The following is a 20,490-nucleotide window of genomic DNA, read 5'->3' as shown; positions in this document are numbered from 1 at the left end:
AACTCGATTTGTCCTTTTCCGTTTGACATCTTTTCAGTATGAAGACGTCTAAAATTAAAAACTTCTCGCTAATACCGACTTCTTGGTATTACCTCCCTAAGATTCCCATAACTGCTGTTACATAGTAATCTTACCCTGACTAAATGATAAGGGCTATTCATCCCCGACCTAGAGGAAGGCGTAAGTTTAACGTTAGGATCCAACCTCATTCTTTGCTCAATTTTTTCAAAATTCAATGAGAGTAATCAGCATATCCTTTTTTAATGCCTAGTAGCAAATATACATATATGAGAATTGAAGATAGGGATGAAAAGGGAGAAGGTTACTTAGTAATTGAAAGTAAGGAGGATTTAGAAGAGTTTAGGAAGATGTTGATTGAGGCTTATTATGAGCTTAATCCCGACCGTAAACGTCCTTGTGAGACCCGATCTCCCAAATGAAAGCTATTTTTTGAGTCCACACTGTAAAGTATCCTTATATCTCCAGTTACTTCTAGGGAAAACATTGGATTACCGTACACATCTTTTCCTAATTTCTCTCTGGAGTATTTAACAGGATTTTCTTTTATCAATTCAAGTTTATCGACAATTAACATGAGATATTCCAAATTGGAGAATTCTCTGGCAACAAATCTAGCCAAATCTCTAGCTTCCTTAACTTTCTTCATCATGAATTTCAATTCCCACTTCTCGCAAACCACATTAAAAGATTTAGGAAACGTATTTAAAAATTTTCTCTTTTCGTATATTATCTTAAATATAAGCTAAATACTAAGCAACCCTAGACCAGAGAGTGTAGAGCTTGAGGTTGAAATTTTTGTGGTAGGCTGGAGAGTTTATACAATTTTTCTAACGAGAATAGAAAGCCGGGATCCCACATATGCACTTATACTGCTTACTTAACAATTTTTCAAAATTCGATAAGAGAATTCGATTAGCATATCGTTTTAATAACCTCTTTGTAGAGTTTGTACATATGAGGAGCGGAAAAGACGGAGAATATTATTATGTGGAGTTAAGTAAAGATGAAGTAATTAAGCTTAAGGAGATTGCGGAAAAGAAAGCTAAGGAGAGAACTAACGTCGGTAAACCTTCTTATGAGACCCAATCTCCCAAATGAAAACTATACAATTTTTCGGATCAACGCTATAAAGTATCCTTATATCTCCAGTTACTTCTATGCAGAACATTGAATTGCCATGCTTATCCTTTCCTAACTTTTCCCTGGAATATTTGAAGGGGTTATCCTACGCAATCTCTTCCCTTAGAGTTAACGAATCTATCCCTTAATATTGTTGGCCTATAACGTGCATATTTAAAAGCCGGTTTGAAAACTACTGTAAAGGGTACGTCACTTTCCACTTTCCTTATTATTACAGTCTCTCCCAGAGGTAGTAAATCGATGATCTTTAAAGAACCTCCTATTTCTGTTTTTACTTCAGTAGTTAAAACTAGTGGGTGCTCATAATACTGTTTAGTGCTCTCTTTTTCTCAGGAAGTATAGAGAATTTCCCCTTTCTCATCTAGTAATTTAGTAAAGATAAATGGAGAATCAAATTTTGGCACAGGAAACCATACTATCGAAGTCCCATGTATAATGGTTTATGTTCTTTGGTTTGAAATAATACCCAATTGCATGTTTGAAAGTAATGTCAATTTATTTAATACCTTCATGAAATGGCTAAACCTTTATTTCTACTAAATCTTATTGTACTTATGACCGAAAAGGAGGAAATTCTTAGGAAGATTAAGAACCCAGAGCTAGCCGAAGCGTTCAAGAAGGTTGATAGAGCAAAGTTCTTGCCGGAGAATCTAAGGAGTTATGCCTATACTCACGTTGATGAAGCTTTACCTATTTTACCCGGAATAAATACTACTGCGTTAAGTTTAGGAATCTATATGCTTGATGAATTAGACTTGCACAAAGGCCAAAAGGTCCTAGAAATAGGAACAGGGATAGGTTATTATACTGTATTAATTGCGGAAATTGTTGACAAGGTTGTTAGTATAGAAATTAACGATGAAATGTATAAATACTCTTCTAGATTACTTACCGAGTACCAAAACATAAAGTTAGTATTAGGCGACGGAACGTTAGGACATGAAGAAGAGAAGCCCTTTGATAGAGTGATAGCCTGGGCCTCTGCACCTACTCTCTTATGTAAACCTTACGAACAGCTTAGAGAAGGAGGAATAATGATTTTGCCTATAGGTGTAGGGAGGGTACAGAAACTTTACAAGGTAGTCAAGAAAGGTCACAGTCCTGCTCTCGAAAATCTTGGAGAAGTTGTATTTTCAAGAATTAGAGGGCTTTTTGGCTTTTATGACGATTACGAGGACGACGTGGAGAGCAGGCTCAGTAGGTTGGAAAGGCAAGTGAAGTCAATACTAAGTAGGTTGGAAAAGAAAGTTTAACAATCCCAATAATTCTTAGCTTTCTCCCTCAAATTGTAGGCTATTTCGAGTAATCTTCTATATTCCTTATTTTTTATTATCTTCTTAACGAAAATGGGATTAACTGTTGCATATTCGTAAACAATAATGTTCCTAAATCCAACCACGGAAATTAAAAAATCCCTTTCTTCAGCAGTTATCAAGTTTTTCTCATAAAGCTTTCTTTTAGAATCTCTATATCCTTGGCTTGATATTCCCATATTCGTAAGAGTGTTTGAACTAAGTAAATGAATGACTGAGCTTGGACTTGAAGCAAGTGAAGTATCGCAAATAAGTTAAACCAGTTATCTAAATCTACATTATTAACTTCATCTAATTTGCTAGTGTAATCTTTAAGGTCCTCAAGTAGTTTATCTAAGATTGCCATTCTCTCATCACCGCTCTAACTTCCCTTCCTACTAAATCCAATTTTTTAGCATCTATTAAGAAATCCTCACAAACTACTGCTCTCCTGTGATCTCTCGACCAGTCTTCTTTATAAAGAATTAGACCGTAATTAAATACCTCATGAATTAAGTAACAACTGGTATTATCATCTATTGAAACAAGATCTATCTTTTCCGTATCCAAGTAATCTGAGAGATCCTTCCATAATTTCATGTAATCATCAAAGCTTAACTCTTTAAATTCTACTGCAATATCAATGTCATTACCTTTCCCTTTCTTAGCTAGAGAGCCGAATAACACGGCGTAATATATATTATAATCCTTCCAATTGAAAGCTTTCAGCTTATCTAAGTAATCTTGTAAGTTCACATATTATGATAGTATGGGGAATTAAAAAGAGGTTCTATGAAAGTTTTTAATGCTCTTTCAAAGGCTTATCTTTCTTAACGTAGAATAATAGTAGGTAGTATGAACCGAATTAAAAGTTGACCTTGAATTAACTTCTTTAACATTGCTAACTACGAACCAGAAAATTGTGCCCCTTGTTTCATCGTTAGGAACTTTAATGGCTGCAGTAGACACTGCAATTGTACTTTTAGCGATGCCGACTAACCGATTGCTTACACAAAAGAAAGCAAGGAAGGCTTTGACAGACTATTACGGATGAAAAGTGAGTAGGACTAAAGCAAGAAAAGACTTATATAGCTCCGTGACATTATAGAATAGTAAGGCAAGGAGACGAACTATCTTTCTATAAAATTTTTAGTAAGGCGGCTGATTGTAATATCGAATGGTTAATATGAGTAGTGAGTTATAGCGCCTTAACGCTCTTATGTTTTTTCAGCCAAAATCACCGATATCACGTCAGCATCCCTTTCATACTTCACCGCTCATATTAATGTTAATCTAAGTTTCAACTCTAAACCACTTACAGTTTTTATTTTTGATTTAGCTGAAATATAATTATGGCTGAGTATTTAAGAGAGAACGCGGTTGATTTCTTTGAAGAGGCTGAGGAAAACTTGAGGAAGGGTAAGTACAATTTAGCGATGTTTAATCTTGAGCAAGCGTTACAACTTTCGTTGAAATACACTTTATATCAACTAACAGGTGGTTTTGAGAAAACCCATGATATAAAGAAGCTCTTAAGTCAAGTAGTTGAATTGTCAAAAAATAAAGAATTGGAAAAGATAATGAGGGAGGAGTACGTGGTTCTTGACGTGCTAGAACAATCGTACATTGCGTCGAGGTATTTACCCTATAAATATGATAAAAACACCGTTGAGAAAACATTAAATGTAGTTAGGGGGATTTTACATGTTTTGGGAATTATATAAGTGGTGGAATAAAAGGAAGGAGATTTTGGCTCACGCGAGAGATTACGTTAGGGAGATTAAGAGGATTTGTGTTGAGGAAATCGACAAAGAGTGTAGGGTAATTCTATTCGGCTCAGTTGCAAGGGGGAATTATAGAGTTGATAGTGACATAGACGTTCTGATAATAACTGAAAAAGGTAAGACTATATGGGATAAGGCTCAAATTTCTTCTAAAATTAAGGAGAAAATAGGGTTTGGAGACCCATTAGAACTTCACGTTGTTACCAGAAAGGAGTATGAGGAGTGGTATAAGAAGTTTATTGATGTTTATGAGGAGTTTTAAACTGAATGTCTTTAATTTCACTCTGTTACTTATCCTCAAGGCAAGGTCGAATACTCTATTGAATTCTACATCCTCTACTTTACAACCACATTTCTCTAGAGCATAACCTACGAGGGCATTAAGCTCTTCTTCTGAGAGTTTAAGAGTTCGCGAAAAGACAGAATAAAGTTCAGCAACTACAAGCTTGCTTATTACCTTTTCTCCGTCTTTGGGATAATTTGCAATAGCTTTTTCGTGGTTCGGATCTTTCTCGTTAATTAGAGCTATTATAATACTGCTATCGATATAATATTTCATTCCCTTTCCCTTAATAAGTCTTCAGAAGTCGGTAGCTCGAAAGGTATCCCTTCTTTTAACCATTTTTCAGTTAGTTCTTTGATTTTTTCCTTCTTCTTTAACTCTTCTTTAGCCCTACTCACTCCGTAAGCAATAATAATATTAAATGCTTCATTTCTTGACTTAGCGATACCCATCTCTACCATTTTTTCAGCTATATCTAGTACTCGTCCTTTACCTTAAGTGTTACTATCCTCATACCATAATATTACTCAAGAAACAAGATACCTTACTCTGGTATGATATGAAGAGATCAAAAAGACATTTAAACCGAGACTTTCCCCATCCTTGTCAAGGAGTGAAAGGGATAGGATATTGAGTGGTATTTTATACATCCTATTTATCTCATTACTGGCCGATAATGTTCACTAAATAATTTTTAAAGTGTGATTAAGTATTTTCTTAGATGCCCATCGATCTAAAGAAATTATGCGGTGATTTCTCTACTTCCAATATTAACGGTTACGCAAAAGTAGACGTGTTTAACATTAGTGGTTACGTTCCTAAAGAGTGCGAAATAAAGGTCAATGCTATAAAAGTTCTGGGTTTAGCTTTTACTTACTCGTTAAAGGAAAAGCGCAATGACATAAAGGGATTTGTCGAAGAACTGCATCGAAGTTACAATTACGTACTGTTCATTCCAGACAACGCGAATAGCGATGTTAAAAGTTTCTTCGAATCAGCGTACGAAGTTTTAAGTACTCAAGATCCGTTTGAAGTAACTAAAAATTTAGCCTTAGGTTTTTTCTTGGCATGGAAATACGATTTGGACTTAACCGACTATATACGAGGGACACGGGCATTACTCGACGTTTACCGTCTATTGCCCTTTTATTATTCATATTCTCAAAGGGGAATAGACCCGTTTGAGAAACTGAAAGACAATTCAAGGGATAAGCAGTTCATAGAGGAAATTATGAACGAGTCACGTGACAGCAGGAAATACACATTCTTTAACAATATGCTTTACCCAATCGCTTTGGCCCAATTCATAAATATGCTTCCGGAGGATAAGGAGTTGAAATCCGGGGCTCCTATAAGCTTTCAAACTACCGAATTTTACAAAAAGTTAGCACTATACAGTTACACGTTAAGTGATAGCGAAGCACTAGGCTTCATTAACTCCGTTTTCTACAGGCTGAAAAGACTGTGGAGAGAGTTAAAAGGAGTACGAATGGACGAGGTCGTCCTTGATTTATATCAGAATTACCTTACCGCACTGGGTAAACACGGTTTACAAGTCAATCTACCCAAAGTTCAAGACTTGTTAGTACAAAAGACTGAAGGAGTGAAGTGTATCGGGAAAGGGGAAGTGGATTTACATGATTTTTACACAAGTGTAGACGTGGAAACATTGAAGGCTGCACTAAAGATAGGAAATGTTTTACTTATCGGCCCACCCGGTGTAGGTAAGACCAGTTTAGCCTTGAGAGTGGTCAAGGGTTTGACAGATAACAACGATGAGTGTTTTTCTGTCTTTACGGCCAACTCTTTGTGGTTCAGAAGAAACTTGGTCGGCGGGGAGAGCTTTATTAGCGGTTCCGTTTACTGGAAAAGTGGTTTGTTAGTCCAAGCCTATGTGAGGGCTTCAAGGATTATTGACGGTAATTATTACGTTATTGTAGACGAGATCAACCGCGCTGATGTCGACAAGGCTTTCGGTGAGTTATTTACCATATTCTCAAGCAATAATCCTGAAGAATGGTTTGTACCGAGTAGTTTGGTTGAGGAGATCGAGAGTTACGGTGACAGAGTTGATGAGTATGCTAGGGAATTCTTGCTGATTTATAATGACTTGAAGGAAAAGGGTAGAGAGGACGAACCTTTAAGAAGGATAAGGATGATAGCTACGATGAACTTAGTAGATGCGAGGAACTTATTTTACGTAGGAGATGCCTTAGTGAGGAGATTCGTTTCGTTTTATTTACCCTATCCCACTTCTACTGAGGACTTGGTTAAGGTCTTGCCTAACTTTAATTTGCAGGATGACGAGAGAGAACAAATCATTAAGTTTGTGGGTTGTGTAAGGGAAAAGTTCAGCCAGAAGAGAAAGGCTAGTAGGTCAACGTTTATGGAGTTAACTAGCTTTAACATATCTCCGGCTAGTGTTAAGAATTCTTTAGCTATTTACTCAGAGTTAAGTAAACGTAGTATTGACGACTTTGCCGAAATAGTCAAGCTCACCTTAGGTACTCTAAATAAAGAAAAAATAAGCGAATATGAAGAGATAAAAGAAGAGTGCATAAAGGAACTTAGGAAATAATTTTGCACTGCTCACCCTATCTTTTACCTCACAATTAGCATTATGATTGTGAAAAAAGTTAGAGAGACGATAGTAGTATTCCCGTCTGAAGAAGTGATGAAAAGGGTCTTAAAAGAGGCTGGCGTAAAGCCGGAGGAAGTTGCCGATGTAAGCGAAAATGACTTATAAGTGTTAACCCCTCTTTTTCAAACTAACTTTTTCAAAATTTCACCTATGATCCTTAAATTGTACTCATCGTCGTCTTTTAGTGGGTCAATTATAGCAATGTAAATTAAATTGGAATTGTACCAGAAGTCAATAAGTCCTCTCTCTTTAGCTCTTCTATCAAGTTCCCTCGTAGCTGAGTCCTCATCGTCGTAGTCTACTCCCCGTTTATCTAACCCGGGGTAAACGAGGACAGAGGCCGACGGTTGGTACTCGTAAGTATATGCCATGACTTTGAACCTGCCCATCGTTATATAACCAACTTTCTGAGAATACTTACATTCAAATATTATAGGCTTCTCGTTAACAAGCGACAAGTCCGGTCTACCCTTGTACTTGTCTATCTTCTGCAGGTCGTCTACTTTCCTCAACGTAGAGTTGGATAAGGAGGCGTTGAAAACTAATTTAACCTTATTGTTTTTCTTTACCGCATAATACCTTTTTTCATCTTCTTTTACGATCTCGAATCCATTCCTCCACAGATATGTTACCACAAGGTAGAAAACGTAAAGTTCATAGAGCTTCCACTTTAGGAATTTTATTAATTCTCTATCACCTTTTTCACCTCCTTCCCCTATTCTTATGTCCTCTAACTTCTTAGCTAAGATGTAGGCTTTGTACGTCCTTATAAGCCACAGAGGGTCTGTATAGGACGGGTCTCTGTAATAGCCTTCCGGGAAGATGTCCTTAACCGAGTTTAACTCCGAAAACAGCCTATCGAAATCCTTTAAGAAATTAAAATATGGGTGAGGCTCAATTATTTTTATCCCTTCTCTCTTTTCACTTACTATTTCGTAAATCCTCCTTAGAAGATAACCTAATGTCCCGTATTCTGGGGCGTTGTAGCCCTCTTTGAAGTCGTAGTAAACGAGTAGCGGATAAACTATTATAGTCCTAGCTACGTCCAATTGACCGTACAGTTCCTGAGAGTATTCTACCGAAAATTCCTTATAGGTTAATCTCTCTCTTAAGGCTTCATTAGCCGATTTTACGCTATCCCTTGTTACCAGATAGAGGATATAGTAGTGGATATAATTAAGAAGCTCATTATTTACTTGGAGTTCTTGTGAGAGATCCAGAATCTGTAATAGTTTCTCAATATCTATAACTCCCTTGTACTGTAAGTAATAATATCCGACTTTTTCTATTAACGCTCTGTCCCTCTCGTTCACATAGCTTTTTTACATTCAGGCTTTATTAATTTTTGATTGAGAGACACACTTCGGGCGTTGATTAACAGCGGGTGAAAATGTTTACATTAGCCCACTTTTCTTATGACAACCTTGCTGTAAACGGGTTGATAATCCTTCTTTGGAATTATAATATTATTATGCTTCCTACCACGTAGGAAACTATTATCTTTGCTACAATTATCATCGCTACAACTGTTATTCCTAACGAGATAATAATAGTATAAAGATAAAAACGGAAAAGATTTTAAATCTGCTTTTACAGAAGCGGAAATCGTGGATGAGGGGATGATGTACACAACACGAGTTGACCTATGATAGGAGCCCCTTGGTCTGACCCGACCCCCTCATCCGAATTTACTATTATCTTATCTAACTATTAAGCTTTTCTTCCCTAAACTAAATTTTATGAAAATCAATTGCCTACCTACAAGAATCAAATGAAGAGGAGAGAGATGATCCCGCCCAAACTACTTGTAGATAGAAAGTTCTTACGTGAATTTGACTCTTAGACTCCATCAGAGTCGGAGAAAACTTGTTCATCTCCTACCCTTTATGGAATAACACCGGCTCCCATCGATTACGAAGGCTGGGGGGGGGGGGTCAAATTGCCAGGAGACCTTTCATAGGTCGACTCTGACCCTCATCAATCCCCTCATCCCCGGTTTCTATCATCGAGGGTAACTTCTCTTTGTGAAGAGCATGAATATAACTCGGTGGTGTTAACGAGGTATTTCGTAATGCCTTATAATCGTTCAAGACTTTCTCCCCGTTTCCGGTAGATTTGATCAAAAATATATCGTCCTAGATTCCCTATCACGCTGGTTAAACACGTTCTTAACACGCAAAATCGTAACGATTTACGCATTATTTTTTAACCCCCACACGAACTTTATCTTATGTCAGAGGAAGTAAAAAAGTGGTTTGATGATTTCATTAACAACATTGTTCAGAAGATAAGGGCTGGGAAGGAACTTAACGCTTTAGAAACTCAAGTGATCACTAATTACGCTTCTAACCAAGTGCTCTACGAATATCTTGAAAGGAGGTTAGGCGACCTTGAGAGGAACCTGAGGGATGAAATTAGGAAAACCAGAGAGGAACTATTGGTTAATGACGAGAAGGTCAAGCAAGAGCTGTTAGCAAATGATGAAAAAATTAAGCAGGAACTGCTAGCACATGTTGAGAAGGTCAAGCAAGAGCTGTTAGCAAATGATGAAAAAATTAAGCAGGAACTGCTAGCATATGTTGAGAAGGTCAAGCAAGAGCTGTTAGCAAATGATGAGAAAGTGAAACAAGAGCTTAAGGACGAGATCCAGAGAGTAAAAACAGACCTCGAAACCAAGATTAAGGAAGTCGATAGGAAAGTTGAGGCTACTAGGAGTGATTTGGGCTTAGTGGCTGAGGAAGTCTACGTTAAGAACTTCGTTGACTATTTACAAAGTAACGGCGAGAAGGTAATAAGCGTTTACAGGCATTACGAAACGTCATTGGGAGAAATAGACGCTGTAATCGAAACTTCCGCTAAAGTTTACGCCGTAGAGATAAAACTTAGGGCTGAGGTGAGTGACGTAGACGACCTACTCAATAAGACTAAAGTTCTAAAAGAAGAGTTGGGGAGGGAAGTTTACCCCGTATTAACGGGTTCAAAAATAAATAAGACCGTTAGGGGTTACGCTAAGGGATCAGGAGTACTAGTAATTTAATTGGAAATGGATAGAAAAATCACACTTATTAACTAACTATCTTCGGTTTTAGTTAGCGAGTAACAATTTTTAAGACCGGATTTTCGGTTAGACCGATCGATAACATCTAATACGTGACTGTTGAACTACGCATTATCCTAACACTTCACGAAGGGGAGAACTTAAACCGGGATCACCCATTTCCTCTTTCCGGAAACACTTCATTTGACATTTCGAGCGGATAAAGCCCCAAGCTTGTTGTCGGGATAAGGTTTTTAACTGTACTCACTTCAGTAACTGTAGTGGGTACAGTTGTTGTTCGACCTCCACCCGAAAGAGGACAGAAAGGAGTTATTCGGAAGGGACAAAGAGATTGATTACGCTATATCACAACTGTTATCGAAGAATTGGTTGACAATTGGAGGACAGAGAGAGATAGGTAAGACCAGTTTGATGAAAGTCATAATAAACGAGATGAAGAAAAATTATGGGTTCAAGGGTATTTAAGTCAAGCTGAGGGAAGTCAGGAATTTTAGTTCATTACAAAGAAAGGGGGTTAAGGGGGCGGAAAGCCTTGTCAAGGGATGGATAGCCCCTTATATTTAAATACTTCTTTGTGAAAATTTCTTTTAGTGACGCTAATGACGCTCCTCTCCAGCTCGATTGAGGGCTTAATGGGACTGTGGGAGGAGCAACCGTTATCTCCTTCCTTCAAGGGACTAGAGCTTAGCAATGAAAGTCCCCCTTTTAAATGGGAGTGGTTCTCTGAGCCACTCGACTGCTCACCAGATGAGAGATGTAATCCCGAATCGATGGTGGGAACGATGAGCCCTCTGGAAGGGAACCCTCGACCCTTCCAGGGCGGGGAGGAAGTCAGTTAAAGTAATCCTATCGGAAATAAATAATAGTAAGCCTAGTTTCAAGGTCGCTGTTAAGTTGAATTTCATTATAGGCTCTGCTGGGATAGAACTAAAAAGGGGTGCAAAAGTGGTCAATAGCTTAATAGAACTTTTTAATTCGATCGAGGAGGACGCAGTGATGGGCCTCGATGAGATTCAAGAGGTCTCTCAAGCAAGTAGGCAATTCCTCGAAGTGCTGGGAAACGTTTTCGCTTCTAACCCTAAAATAAGGTTCATATTCTCCGGTTCCTATATCGGAGTGGTCAGAGCGTTGTCAAACCCTTCGTCTTCGTCCCCGCTTCACGGTAGGCCACCGGTCTTATTAAACCTGAGACCTTTTGATGAAGAAACTTCAAGGGATTTTCTCAGAAGAGGTATGGAGGAGTTGAATATCAGTTTTGATAAAGAGGACGAAGCCGTCAAGAAGTTAGATGGGGTCGTAGGATGGTTGACCCTATTTGGGAACTTTTACGCCGTAAGAAAAATGAGCTTTGAAACTTCGATGTCTTCCACAATCGAAGAAGGTAAGAAGATAATGATCGACGAGTTCAAACATTTCCTCGAGGGCAAAAGCAACAAGCGGTTATACACGACAATAATGAGCGTGTTGAAGGTAGTAAACACTTGGAAAGACATAAAGAGAGGGGTGGAAATAAAGTTAGGAAACGTAGATGACAAAGAATTAAGCTTAGCCTTGGAGTCCCTCCTAAACAATAACTTCATTGAAAAGAGAAAGGAAGGAGTTTATGAAATAGTCGACCCGATTCTCAGAGAAATCGACTATGATAAACTGTAAGCTCTCACTTATCCAAAAAAGTATGCACAGTAGCTATACGTAGATTACAGTAAGGCGGTAGTAAAGGACCCTTTTAAGGAAAAGACGTTTTCTTTGGAGTAGAATAGTTATAATCGGTGAGCAGACACGGGTCTATACTGGTCAGCATGGGTTCTTATCCACCCGGGAACGGTATAACACAAAATATTTTCTAGTACTTAACCGGACGTGTGAAACGAATAGAAATATATTTTAAAATGAGAGAGAAAATGATCATAAATGAGGAGAAAATTTAACTACTACGGAGAGTTAGTAGTCCTCAACCCTTTACAATCAACGTATGACTTAATGCCCGGAAGGGTTTTAGTACCTCTCTATGCGGCAACAAACGACGGGATTTATAGGATGAATAGGAGGAAGAGGTTAGGAGGTTTTGCAGCCGTAGTGGGGATAACGTTAGGGATAATATTTTTCGCTTTTGTAGCTGTAGCTGGGATATTACTAGTTGGTTTTACAATGTTTGGTTTAAGATATCCCTACGTCTCGCCCCCGTATTTAAGTGCATACTTGATACTAGTACTGATCGGTGTCGGCTTAATAGCGGGAAGTATCTATGCCATAGCAAAATTAGTTAAAGCCGCAAGGAAGTTCGGCAGGATCGCTAACACCCTTGAAGGAGAGTTGATAGTACCGTGGAACTCTGTAAAGACTATAGTTGTAACGAATGTGAGGCAGGAAAACGTGGCTAACAGTGTCCTTAGACCAGTATTCAAAGAGATAGGGGATTGGCGCGTCATGACTGCCGACGGTAGGGAAATAACTATACCGTTCGTAGACGACCCTTTCAACAAGCTAAATTACGTAAAAACTAAATACAACTTAATCTTACAGTAATTGTGTCATCTCTCCCTCTTTTTTAAAAAGCCTCGAAAGAGGGCAAATAAGGAATTGCAATTCGAGGTACCGGCTTAGTATTACCCTGAAAGTCGCTAGTAAAGGGAGCTCTTGTGACTTGAAAGTTAAGAACTGTTTTTCAACTCTCACTTTCGATTCGACCTTGCTTGACACATTTGGGGCTCTCACTTTTTGTTACTGGTAACACTTCATTATTGTCACTGAGGACGGAAAAGCTTTCCAACCGGTTTCCGCTAGACTGATAAATCAGGATGTGATGTTGACAGCGTAAAGGCTCTCTGTTGGGATTGCAAGTACATTAGCCTTAATGGAGGGCTTGTGGAATTTCCATCAAAGTTCTCCCTTAGCATTACATGGAGTTAAGACTGGGACTGATCACTCTCCCTATAAATAACCCTGAACTCTATCGTGCAGTAAGACGTTACAGCTTTCTCTCTTACGAGATGAAGGATTGAAATAACGCCTTTATCCCTTTCATAAATAACTTCAGGGATACTCACACCGATGTTGTTGTTTATCTCTACTCTTTTTTGCATCATTTTCATATTTTTGAAATTCTAGGTGGAGAGGGGTTCTCAGGATAATTACGTCATTTACCGTAGTCGCTTTGGTAAGAAAAGTAGGGAGCGGAATAGCTGTGTTCACTGTCTACGACTTGATAAGCGATTTCCTACACTTAGGCTTCAGGGAAGAACCCTTATGGCTCATTGAGGACGCTTTGACCTACGGTTTATTCATGGATGTCGTTATATTCATCACAAAGGGCAACTTGTTTGGTGTCTTATATGACGATAAGTATAAACAGAACCTAAGTGCAATTGTAGAGGGGTTACTGCTAGGTTTTGCTTTCTCCTTCGTCCACCCGTTCTCTAACTAGGGTTCATGGCACCCTTAGTTTTCTGCTTCACACATAACCAAGAGAGGGTTTTATACTTGTTTGTAACGTATATGGCAGGGGACGCGGTGATAAGCCCTATTGCCGGTCTACTAGCCTTAGGGGTCTCAAGGGTTGTCATTGTATAAAAGGTCACTCAAAACCTACCTGAACTAATACTGACGAGTAATTAACGTCACATTTATCACCAACTGTGTTAGAAGGGTGAAATCTTACTGTGAGCTAGATGGAAAATTGTCATTAAGCGTATTCAGTGAAGTAGCACTCGAAGTAGAGAGTACTGCCTTCAGTTTGGAGTTGAATGCGTTGAGTGAGCCATTGTATATAAGAAGCTGTGTTTACAAAAAGTAAACTATTTAACTTCACACGACAATATTAAATTATGGGCAAGAGTGTAGTAATCTCGGTAAGGATCCCAGAAGAGCTGAAAGAGGAGTTGGAAAAATATAACATCGACGAGGCAGAAGTTATAAGGAGAGCTTTAGTAAATGAAGTAAAGAAGGCTAAAGCTAAAGAGCTAGAGAAGGAGGCGAAGGAAATTAAAGAAGTTTTGCGTAAAATACCTGTCGAGGACGTAATCAAAGAAATTAGAGAAGACAGAGATGAGCGTTAAACAAAGACTAATGGAGATAATACTTGAGCCACGCGTTATTTAATCCTAGGTAGATAACGCTTGAGTTACGTTTTTGATTCTTCATCAATTTATGCACTGCTAATGAAGGGTAAAATTGAACTTCTTGGAGGAAATTATACAGTATTTCTGGCTAAGTTCGAGCTGGGAAATATAGTTTGGAAAGAGGTACTCCTTCTCAAGAGGATAAGTAGAGAAGAAGGGTTAAGATTACTCTCTTTCATTTCCAAAGTGCTGAATACCATAAACCTAGAGGACGTAAACTGCATGGAGACCGAGGAGATTGCAATGGATTATGGCACAACTTTTTACGATGCTTCCTACGTTTGGTTGGCAAGGAAGCTTGATTTGCCTTTGGTCACTGAGGACAATAAGCTCAGGAAGGCAGTAGAGAGGGAGTTGAAAGTTTTGTCCGCTAAGGATATAAAGCGAGAGACGTAACGCATGGAGAGAAAGATCACTCTCAGTTAGTTAAAGTGAAATTACCATAAAATCTAAGATATTAGCCTTTTCAATCACCTTGAAAAGCTTGAGAACTAAAAATCGTTTAAATCTATTAACTTAAAGGAAACCGGAAAGACATGAGGTGTCGATAAAGGAAAACTTACAAATTAATCCTCTAAACAATTTAGTGTGGTCAAAAGTCATCAATCCTGACCTATACAATTACTACAGCCCACGTGGAGATGAGTATAACTCTAGGAGTAGCGGATTCACCATTTCACCACGCTATCTAATGGTCTACGTCTCTAGCTCTGACGGAGTTACAAGATCATCATCGAGGCTTTCGCGTAGTGTGTGCCGAGCCGAAATTCTTAAGAATCGTTTTTTACTATACTATAATCTATGAAGGTTCTTTTTGCACCTATAGGAGACCCTTCGAACTACGATAAGGTAGAGTATAAAGTAAACGATAAAGGACCGTACAATACTTACGCTTCCTTTTATGCAATATCCCAGGCACTAAACATCGATAAAATAGCAGTTTACGCCGGACTAAGCTTATGTGACCCTAACTGTAATGACTATAATTGTTGCAAAAATTCAGTAACGCAAAAAGTGACTAAAAAGCTGGGCAATGAATTCGACCTATTAATTGCTCCAAATATTTACGGCACGAGGTTCATTCAAAAGGATAGGAAAAACACCCTCTTTTTTAATTTCATATACTTCAATTCTTTAAAAATCCTTGAAGAGAGCAAACCGGACGAAATTTACATAGACATAACCCACGGGATTAACTACATGCCTTTGTTGGCAACAGACGCGATAAAGCTTGCTACATATACTTACGTCGTAGAAAATAACAAGAACGGAGTTAATTTAACAATATATGACTCTGAACCCGTAACCAGAGGTAATCAAGGTCCTTACACTATAGATGATATATACTCTGAGAAAATTACAGTGAGACAGGCTTTGTCTTCAATCCTATTACCTTTCTTGTCAAGCGAAAGCAAAAACGTGATAACAAATAAGGTATTCAAAGTGATATACAATTCACTTAAGGCGAGTTCAGAGAATGCGAACACCAGCATGTGCAATGCGGATTTCATTTACCACGTCGTAAACGCCTTATCCTCAGGAATATTCCTCTATTTAATATCGAAGAAGAGCGAGATTAATAACTGCTTGAACGTCGTAGAGAACAACCTCAGGAAATTAGACTTCAGCAACTTCGCGTTACAGATAAACTTTGAGAACGGCAATGTGATCTACAGCGAGAATATTCCCATTGAGGTGAGTTATTTACATTCATTACTTAAGGTTTCTAGTCATATAGCACAAGGTAGTAATAAATTAAGCGAAATTCGTAAGATCGCTGAAAATTACTCAACTTCAGACTCCGTAAAATACGTTGTTTTAAATGAAATTAGCAAAATAGAGAAAGCAAAGAGTAAAATCCCTGACTCTCAAACGCTCTACGCGACAATTCTTTCTGAAAAGCCTCCTAAGCTATGCTCAGCGGATAAGAGGAATCTAATCGCTCACGGCGGATTTGAGCAGAACGTGACGTTCCTTTGGAAATGCGGGGACGATATCTGCGTATGCTATGGTGATTGTATTGAAAATGTGGAAAAGCATTTGGGTTGATTCTATTTTCATCGATTCCCAAAACAAAATCTTAAATGGAGGTACAACCCTTTTATTCCCTCGATTAAAATAATCTTCTACTTCTAATTGAACTAAAATTCTCTTCATGAGAAAGCAATCAAAATCTTTGCTGTTAAAATAGCTACGTCTATTCCGGAACCTTTTCATTTGGTCAAAGATAAATAAAGGAATCACTTCGACCAATTCTCCGTCAGAGTGCACCGATGTTGAGAGATAATCAAAGCAGAAAAGTACGTATCTTCCTCCCCAATTTTCAACAACTTCTTTTCCTTTTCACCGTATGGAGGGTCGGAGAAAAATACATTAATAAGTACGTTTGAATCAATCATTCTTCAAAACCTAATGCCTCCTCTATCTCCTTGATTCTGGCGCTTTCCTCTCCATTAGTACCATAAATATCCTCAACAGATAATGTCTGACGCTATTAGTATTCTTCCATCTTTTCCCAAGTTTATGTCAACCTTAATACACTCTTTCAAGTTTTTTTCTGATTTCTATTTGGTGTCACTACCCTCCCTCTTCATCTACTGTAACTGTACCCGACTATTTTAATTTATAGTCTCACTTCCAAAGTTTTCCGGGAATTTATGAATATATTTGAATATTGAGGAACCACGAGGAATGACTTCATAGTATTATATGGAATCGTAATTTGTCCTTGCCCTTAGGTTTCACCAGAGTCATTAAAGCTCCTCGTTGATCAGAAAATCACTATCCATTCCGTCATTTTTCCTTACAAATGATAAGACGTATACCCCCTCGTTAGTAGTGTACTTCAACAATACTGGATCAACATCTACGTAGTCAACCTCTTTGGCATACCTTACGTCCGGTGAGAGAACATTAATTCTTTATGCAGAAAGATTTCCTACCAATTCTTTTTTTCTACAAACGATGCGGAAAAGGATTCAGGTCTCCGCTCCCTTTATGTGCGATAATCCCCATCTCACACCCGTAAAAGACGCGAAGAAACCGCTCATCTTCATCTCTATTATTAAGCCTTTCGGGAGAACCTTGTCCGATGTGGCGGTTGTTGAGTCTTTTCCATTAAAGTACATACACTTACTATATATGTTGGAAAACCGCTGCTAACAGCTTAATTGCGTCTTTTGTCAGGATATAATGAAAGAGAGATAAGAATTGATTTTTATTTAAATCTTCCTAATTTGATAAAATGTAAAAGAGTTATATATTTATGCATATTGCGGAAAGTATTATTCCCTTTTTACCGATTCCTCAGAATATAAACTATTAAATTCATTACTGAGCGATGAATTCTCTGGACTTCTTGGGCGAACATAAGTCCTCTATCTGTCACATCTCTTATAGCCCTCCTCTGCGAAAACGTATCCATTATATTTATACTCGACCTTCCCCTTAGTAACCTTTCTATTTCTTGCTCCTCACTAGAGAAAGAAACCGTCGCCGTATGCCTTATGTGTAATACATTAGTACCATTTAAATCTATGTATGGGGACAATTCGTATTTGATATTAATATGGGCGACCTCATTGCGAGAAATGCCAATGTAATATGACTTCCTACCACTTATCTCTATTGCTTCTGTGTATCCTCCCATGGATATCGTATGACTTGTGGCGAAATAACCGTAATTTCGTAATTCCTTAACTATGTAATATTCTATTTCTCCAATTTTGTTCTCACCAATATACGGTATTTCTTGCTCATCCTCTGCAATTATCTCTTCAATTTCATCGTGTCCCTCAGGGTCTTTAAACACCATAATAATTTTATCTTACAGCTAATTTATAAGCCTTGTTGAACGTGCATCCCTAGCTTCCCACCACTCGTCTGATAAGTAGTGTTATGTTGAAATTTAAAAAGATACTAAACTTAATATATAAGAAAGGTAATGAAATAGTTCCGTGCAATCTATACGACTTATGATTTCCCCTACGCAAGTGGATATAGTAAGTACTTTGCAAAAATGCTTAAAAAACACAAGATTTAACCTTTGCTGGTACCTCTTTGCAAAACCGATTAGCCATGTATATTAGTACGAACTCATGAGGCCTTTTCCCCATCCACCCAGTTAAGCTCTACCTCCCATAGCTTGAATAGAGGACGTTGCTGTAATAAGGAGTGTTCTAGTTAAAGAGCGATTTAAGAAAATGAGATTCACAATTGCTGAGACTTTAATGAAGGATTTTTTTAAGTACAAGTCTCTTTCTCTTTTTTCGATTTAATCAATCACTCTCCTTTAACTTTGGTCCTTCAACTCTACTCTTACCTCACCGAATCCTACCCCTCTACTTCTCCCGATCCCTAAAACTGACGTAAACAGCAAGTACTTAGTTACAGCCCTCTTGAGTTTCTCATAAACAATATCAAACTCCATCCATCCGACAAACCCCCTAGTAGTCCTCAAGTTCCCCTTATCATCCTCACCTATTACGACCGTCACCGGTTTCAAATTATATCCTATTATCCTCGACAAGGCGTTGCTCAAAATGGCTAACTTATAAGCCCTGACGTTATACTCCTGATTACTAGTATTTCCAAGTAAAGCGTGGTAAGTCCTATATGCGTAATTCACGATCAGTCCGACAGAAGGGATCAGAGAAAAACCAGGGTTTATACCCTTAAACTTTCGGTCAAGTGATGAAGGCAAAAGGACTTTGGAAGAGAGAAGCGTGGGGGTCACAAAAGTCACTAAAAAGTTTTTACCTTTAGAGCTCACCGCTTTTATCATGTTCAAGTCGGCAATGTAAATTTCGCTGAGTTGAATGCAGAACCTGCCGTAAGAAGTATCAAAGCAACCCTCTTTCAGTTCCTCGTGGAGGTTATCGTAGTAGGGGAAAGAGATGAAGAAGTCCAACCTCTGACCGGCTCTGGCAGTCAAGGGTTTACCGGTACTGAACAACCTCTTGCCGTTATATCCCAGGTTAGAAATAAATATTGGTTTATTCTTAGCACTGCTGTTAACTAGCTGTGATAGGGAAGAGAGCAATTTCCCGGAGAGGATCAAATTCTTGACGACTTTCGAAGTCAAAGGAGGTAAAACAACGTCCGTCGTAGGGGTAACCGTAAAAGAAACTTTAACGACCTTCTCGGAGGAAAAATTCACGCTAAATCCCTTATTAATTTCTGAGAGTAATAGTAAGCCTTACAGTAAGCCTTACAGTCCTTACAGAACTCTTTGAACTTCCCCGATACCACTTCCATTGAGACCTCCCTGTTAGTAAAGTATAACAATTCTTCCAACTTTTTTGAACCGTTAATAATCTCGTAAACTAAGTTAACGACCTTCGTAGAGAAGTCCTTAGTATTGAAGCCTTGGTTCTCGTTATCACTTTTCAGTGCGTCCTCAGCAAGGTATATTAAGTCGTCGTTTATCAACTCCTTATTCTCAAGAAACCTAGATAAGTCCACGGTGAACCCTCCTAAAATTACCGTAGGGTTCTGACCCCCTGCATCTGATACTAAGTAAACTCTTGCCGAAGATATGTTGGAATTAGACTCTATGACCCTCTTAGCTAAGAGTATGATAAAGGCTGTCTCCGGCTTGACACCGGCAAAGTCACCATAAGCGTTATATAGTAACGACCTAGTAGTAGTAAAGACGTGAACACCTACCCACTCGTTACCCATTTTGGCTGTACCTACCCTTGATAACAACCAACCAGCAATTGCTAAGATGATATACCTACCGTCAACCCTCATCTTACTCTTTTCTCCCCCGGGTTTCCCCGGTACCCTGCCGTACTCATAGAACTCGGGCTTTATAAAAGACGGTAAACTGTCTATCTCACACGGTCCGCTGTTCAAATCAAATTTCTTTAGCACTGTTGAAATAGAGTCTGATGGAGAGAACCTGAAGCACGTCAACACCTTTTCAACAGGTTTCTTGTCGTTTCCGCTCAGAGGTATCACTCTCTTCTTATTTTTCTCCAATCTCTCAGCTATTTGACCCGCTATATCTAGAGTGATCCTCAACTCCTTATCATCTATTTCTATGTAGGGCATCCCCTTTACCGAAGTGAACTTATACCTCCCGCTGTTTACTCCGACTTGTTTAACTAAATTATCCCCGAATATATCATATAGAGGGACTAACATTTC

Annotated in this window: 26 protein-coding genes and 3 pseudogenes; 16 read left to right on the top strand and 13 right to left on the bottom strand. The window is 38.5% G+C overall.

The window, feature by feature from the left end:
- Window positions 1-393: 393 nt before the first annotated feature.
- A pseudogene (locus WIW72_RS09360) lies at window positions 394-670 on the bottom strand (type II toxin-antitoxin system RelE family toxin).
- Window positions 671-975: 305 nt separating this feature from the next.
- Here WIW72_RS09360 and WIW72_RS09355 point away from each other — a divergent pair.
- The gene (locus WIW72_RS09355) at window positions 976-1,119 is read left to right on the top strand and encodes a hypothetical protein (RefSeq protein WP_337702488.1); all 144 of its coding nucleotides are present in this window, start codon (window positions 976-978) and stop codon (window positions 1,117-1,119) included.
- Here WIW72_RS09355 and WIW72_RS09350 read toward each other — a convergent pair.
- Window positions 1,076-1,246 (bottom strand): annotated as a pseudogene (locus WIW72_RS09350) (type II toxin-antitoxin system RelE family toxin); the annotation flags it as partial. The gene WIW72_RS09355 and the pseudogene WIW72_RS09350 sit on opposite strands and share 44 nt — an antisense overlap.
- 469 nt (window positions 1,247-1,715) lie before the next feature.
- Between WIW72_RS09350 and WIW72_RS09345 the strand changes: the two are divergent.
- A complete protein-coding gene (locus WIW72_RS09345; protein WP_337702490.1) occupies window positions 1,716-2,414 on the top strand; it encodes a protein-L-isoaspartate O-methyltransferase family protein in 699 nt (232 codons plus the stop codon).
- Here WIW72_RS09345 and WIW72_RS09340 read toward each other — a convergent pair.
- The 3 genes from WIW72_RS09340 to WIW72_RS09330 are packed head-to-tail and all read right to left on the bottom strand — an operon-like array spanning window position 2,411 to window position 3,209.
- Window positions 2,411-2,653: a HepT-like ribonuclease domain-containing protein gene (locus tag WIW72_RS09340; protein WP_337702492.1), complete on the bottom strand. Its 243-nt coding sequence runs from the start codon at window positions 2,651-2,653 to the stop codon at window positions 2,411-2,413. The genes WIW72_RS09345 and WIW72_RS09340 overlap by 4 nt on opposite strands.
- A complete protein-coding gene (locus WIW72_RS09335) occupies window positions 2,593-2,820 on the bottom strand; it encodes a hypothetical protein (protein ID WP_337702494.1) in 228 nt (75 codons plus the stop codon). Before WIW72_RS09335 ends, WIW72_RS09340 begins: the two co-directional genes overlap by 61 nt.
- Window positions 2,808-3,209: a nucleotidyltransferase family protein gene (locus WIW72_RS09330; RefSeq protein ID WP_337702496.1), complete on the bottom strand. Its 402-nt coding sequence runs from the start codon at window positions 3,207-3,209 to the stop codon at window positions 2,808-2,810. Before WIW72_RS09330 ends, WIW72_RS09335 begins: the two co-directional genes overlap by 13 nt.
- A gap of 166 nt (window positions 3,210-3,375) precedes the next feature.
- On the opposite strand from WIW72_RS09330, the gene WIW72_RS09325 reads away from it, so the two are divergent.
- From WIW72_RS09325 to WIW72_RS09315, 3 genes are all read left to right on the top strand, one after another.
- Window positions 3,376-3,507: a hypothetical protein gene (locus WIW72_RS09325; protein WP_337702498.1), complete on the top strand. Its 132-nt coding sequence runs from the start codon at window positions 3,376-3,378 to the stop codon at window positions 3,505-3,507.
- A 298-nt stretch (window positions 3,508-3,805) separates the two neighbouring features.
- Window positions 3,806-4,177, top strand: coding sequence for a HEPN domain-containing protein (locus tag WIW72_RS09320; protein WP_337702499.1), 372 nt, complete (start codon window positions 3,806-3,808; stop codon window positions 4,175-4,177).
- The gene (locus WIW72_RS09315) at window positions 4,158-4,499 is read left to right on the top strand and encodes a nucleotidyltransferase domain-containing protein (protein ID WP_337702501.1); all 342 of its coding nucleotides are present in this window, start codon (window positions 4,158-4,160) and stop codon (window positions 4,497-4,499) included. The genes WIW72_RS09320 and WIW72_RS09315 overlap by 20 nt, the downstream gene beginning before the upstream one ends.
- On the opposite strand, the gene WIW72_RS09310 is transcribed toward WIW72_RS09315, so the two are convergent.
- A complete protein-coding gene (locus WIW72_RS09310) occupies window positions 4,422-4,796 on the bottom strand; it encodes a type II toxin-antitoxin system VapC family toxin (protein WP_337702503.1) in 375 nt (124 codons plus the stop codon). The two genes, WIW72_RS09315 and WIW72_RS09310, sit on opposite strands and share 78 nt — an antisense overlap.
- On the bottom strand, window positions 4,793-4,981 hold the full coding sequence (locus WIW72_RS09305; RefSeq protein ID WP_337702505.1) for a VapB-type antitoxin: 189 nt from the start codon (window positions 4,979-4,981) through the stop codon (window positions 4,793-4,795). The genes WIW72_RS09310 and WIW72_RS09305 overlap by 4 nt, the downstream gene beginning before the upstream one ends.
- A gap of 260 nt (window positions 4,982-5,241) precedes the next feature.
- Between WIW72_RS09305 and WIW72_RS09300 the strand changes: the two genes are divergently transcribed.
- On the top strand, window positions 5,242-7,098 hold the full coding sequence (locus WIW72_RS09300) for an AAA family ATPase (RefSeq protein WP_337702507.1): 1,857 nt from the start codon (window positions 5,242-5,244) through the stop codon (window positions 7,096-7,098).
- A 185-nt stretch (window positions 7,099-7,283) separates the two neighbouring features.
- Here WIW72_RS09300 and WIW72_RS09295 read toward each other — a convergent pair whose 3' ends face one another.
- Together WIW72_RS09295 and WIW72_RS09290 are read right to left on the bottom strand one after the other, a co-directional pair.
- Complete coding sequence (locus tag WIW72_RS09295; protein ID WP_337702509.1) at window positions 7,284-8,474, bottom strand: hypothetical protein; 1,191 nt, start codon at window positions 8,472-8,474, stop codon at window positions 7,284-7,286.
- A 621-nt stretch (window positions 8,475-9,095) separates the two neighbouring features.
- Window positions 9,096-9,251: a hypothetical protein gene (locus WIW72_RS09290; RefSeq protein ID WP_337702511.1), complete on the bottom strand. Its 156-nt coding sequence runs from the start codon at window positions 9,249-9,251 to the stop codon at window positions 9,096-9,098.
- 140 nt (window positions 9,252-9,391) lie between these two features.
- On the opposite strand from WIW72_RS09290, the gene WIW72_RS09285 reads away from it, so the two are divergent.
- From WIW72_RS09285 to WIW72_RS09265, 5 genes and pseudogenes are all read left to right on the top strand, one after another.
- Entirely contained in the window at window positions 9,392-10,198 is an 807-nt protein-coding gene (locus tag WIW72_RS09285) for a hypothetical protein (protein WP_337702513.1), read from the top strand.
- 291 nt (window positions 10,199-10,489) lie between these two features.
- Window positions 10,490-10,681: pseudogene (locus tag WIW72_RS09280) on the top strand (ATP-binding protein); the annotation flags it as partial.
- A gap of 128 nt (window positions 10,682-10,809) precedes the next feature.
- Entirely contained in the window at window positions 10,810-11,058 is a 249-nt protein-coding gene (locus WIW72_RS09275) for a hypothetical protein (protein ID WP_337702515.1), read from the top strand.
- A 106-nt stretch (window positions 11,059-11,164) separates the two neighbouring features.
- Complete coding sequence (locus tag WIW72_RS09270) at window positions 11,165-11,872, top strand: AAA family ATPase (RefSeq protein WP_337702517.1); 708 nt, start codon at window positions 11,165-11,167, stop codon at window positions 11,870-11,872.
- A 258-nt stretch (window positions 11,873-12,130) separates the two neighbouring features.
- Entirely contained in the window at window positions 12,131-12,745 is a 615-nt protein-coding gene (locus WIW72_RS09265; protein ID WP_337702519.1) for a conjugative plasmid protein (pARN3), read from the top strand.
- Window positions 12,746-13,125: 380 nt separating this feature from the next.
- Here WIW72_RS09265 and WIW72_RS09260 read toward each other — a convergent pair whose 3' ends face one another.
- Window positions 13,126-13,302, bottom strand: coding sequence for a hypothetical protein (locus tag WIW72_RS09260; protein WP_337702521.1), 177 nt, complete (start codon window positions 13,300-13,302; stop codon window positions 13,126-13,128).
- A 71-nt stretch (window positions 13,303-13,373) separates the two neighbouring features.
- Here WIW72_RS09260 and WIW72_RS09255 point away from each other — a divergent pair, with 71 nt between their 5' ends.
- From WIW72_RS09255 to csx1, 5 genes are all read left to right on the top strand, one after another.
- Window positions 13,374-13,643, top strand: a complete 270-nt coding sequence (locus WIW72_RS09255; RefSeq protein ID WP_337702523.1) for a hypothetical protein — start codon at window positions 13,374-13,376, stop codon at window positions 13,641-13,643.
- Between the two features lie 5 nt (window positions 13,644-13,648).
- Window positions 13,649-13,789 carry a hypothetical protein gene (locus WIW72_RS09250; protein ID WP_337702525.1) on the top strand — a complete coding sequence of 47 codons (141 nt, stop codon included), beginning with the start codon at window positions 13,649-13,651 and terminating at the stop codon, window positions 13,787-13,789.
- Between the two features lie 254 nt (window positions 13,790-14,043).
- The gene (locus WIW72_RS09245; protein WP_337702527.1) at window positions 14,044-14,274 is read left to right on the top strand and encodes a CopG family transcriptional regulator; all 231 of its coding nucleotides are present in this window, start codon (window positions 14,044-14,046) and stop codon (window positions 14,272-14,274) included.
- Between the two features lie 60 nt (window positions 14,275-14,334).
- Window positions 14,335-14,733 carry a type II toxin-antitoxin system VapC family toxin gene (locus WIW72_RS09240; RefSeq protein ID WP_337721422.1) on the top strand — a complete coding sequence of 133 codons (399 nt, stop codon included), beginning with the start codon at window positions 14,335-14,337 and terminating at the stop codon, window positions 14,731-14,733.
- Between the two features lie 405 nt (window positions 14,734-15,138).
- Window positions 15,139-16,386 (top strand): CRISPR-associated CARF protein Csx1, encoded by a 1,248-nt coding sequence (csx1, locus tag WIW72_RS09235; RefSeq protein WP_337721421.1) that lies wholly within the window; start codon window positions 15,139-15,141, stop codon window positions 16,384-16,386.
- Window positions 16,387-17,632: 1,246 nt separating this feature from the next.
- Here csx1 and WIW72_RS09230 read toward each other — a convergent pair.
- The 3 genes from WIW72_RS09230 to csaX form a co-directional block, all read right to left on the bottom strand.
- A complete protein-coding gene (locus WIW72_RS09230) occupies window positions 17,633-18,151 on the bottom strand; it encodes a hypothetical protein (RefSeq protein WP_337702533.1) in 519 nt (172 codons plus the stop codon).
- Window positions 18,152-18,628: 477 nt separating this feature from the next.
- Window positions 18,629-19,495, bottom strand: a complete 867-nt coding sequence (cas6, locus tag WIW72_RS09225; RefSeq protein WP_337702535.1) for a CRISPR system precrRNA processing endoribonuclease RAMP protein Cas6 — start codon at window positions 19,493-19,495, stop codon at window positions 18,629-18,631.
- The gene (gene csaX, locus WIW72_RS09220; RefSeq protein WP_337721420.1) at window positions 19,492-20,487 is read right to left on the bottom strand and encodes a type I-A CRISPR-associated protein CsaX; all 996 of its coding nucleotides are present in this window, start codon (window positions 20,485-20,487) and stop codon (window positions 19,492-19,494) included. The genes cas6 and csaX overlap by 4 nt, the downstream gene beginning before the upstream one ends.
- Between the last annotated feature and the right edge of the window lie 3 nt (window positions 20,488-20,490).

Origin of the sequence: Stygiolobus sp. CP859M (genome assembly GCF_037389975.1) — an archaeon.
Taxonomy (GTDB): Archaea; Thermoproteota; Thermoprotei_A; order Sulfolobales; family Sulfolobaceae; genus Stygiolobus.
This window is presented reverse-complemented; position numbering and strand designations above follow the sequence as displayed.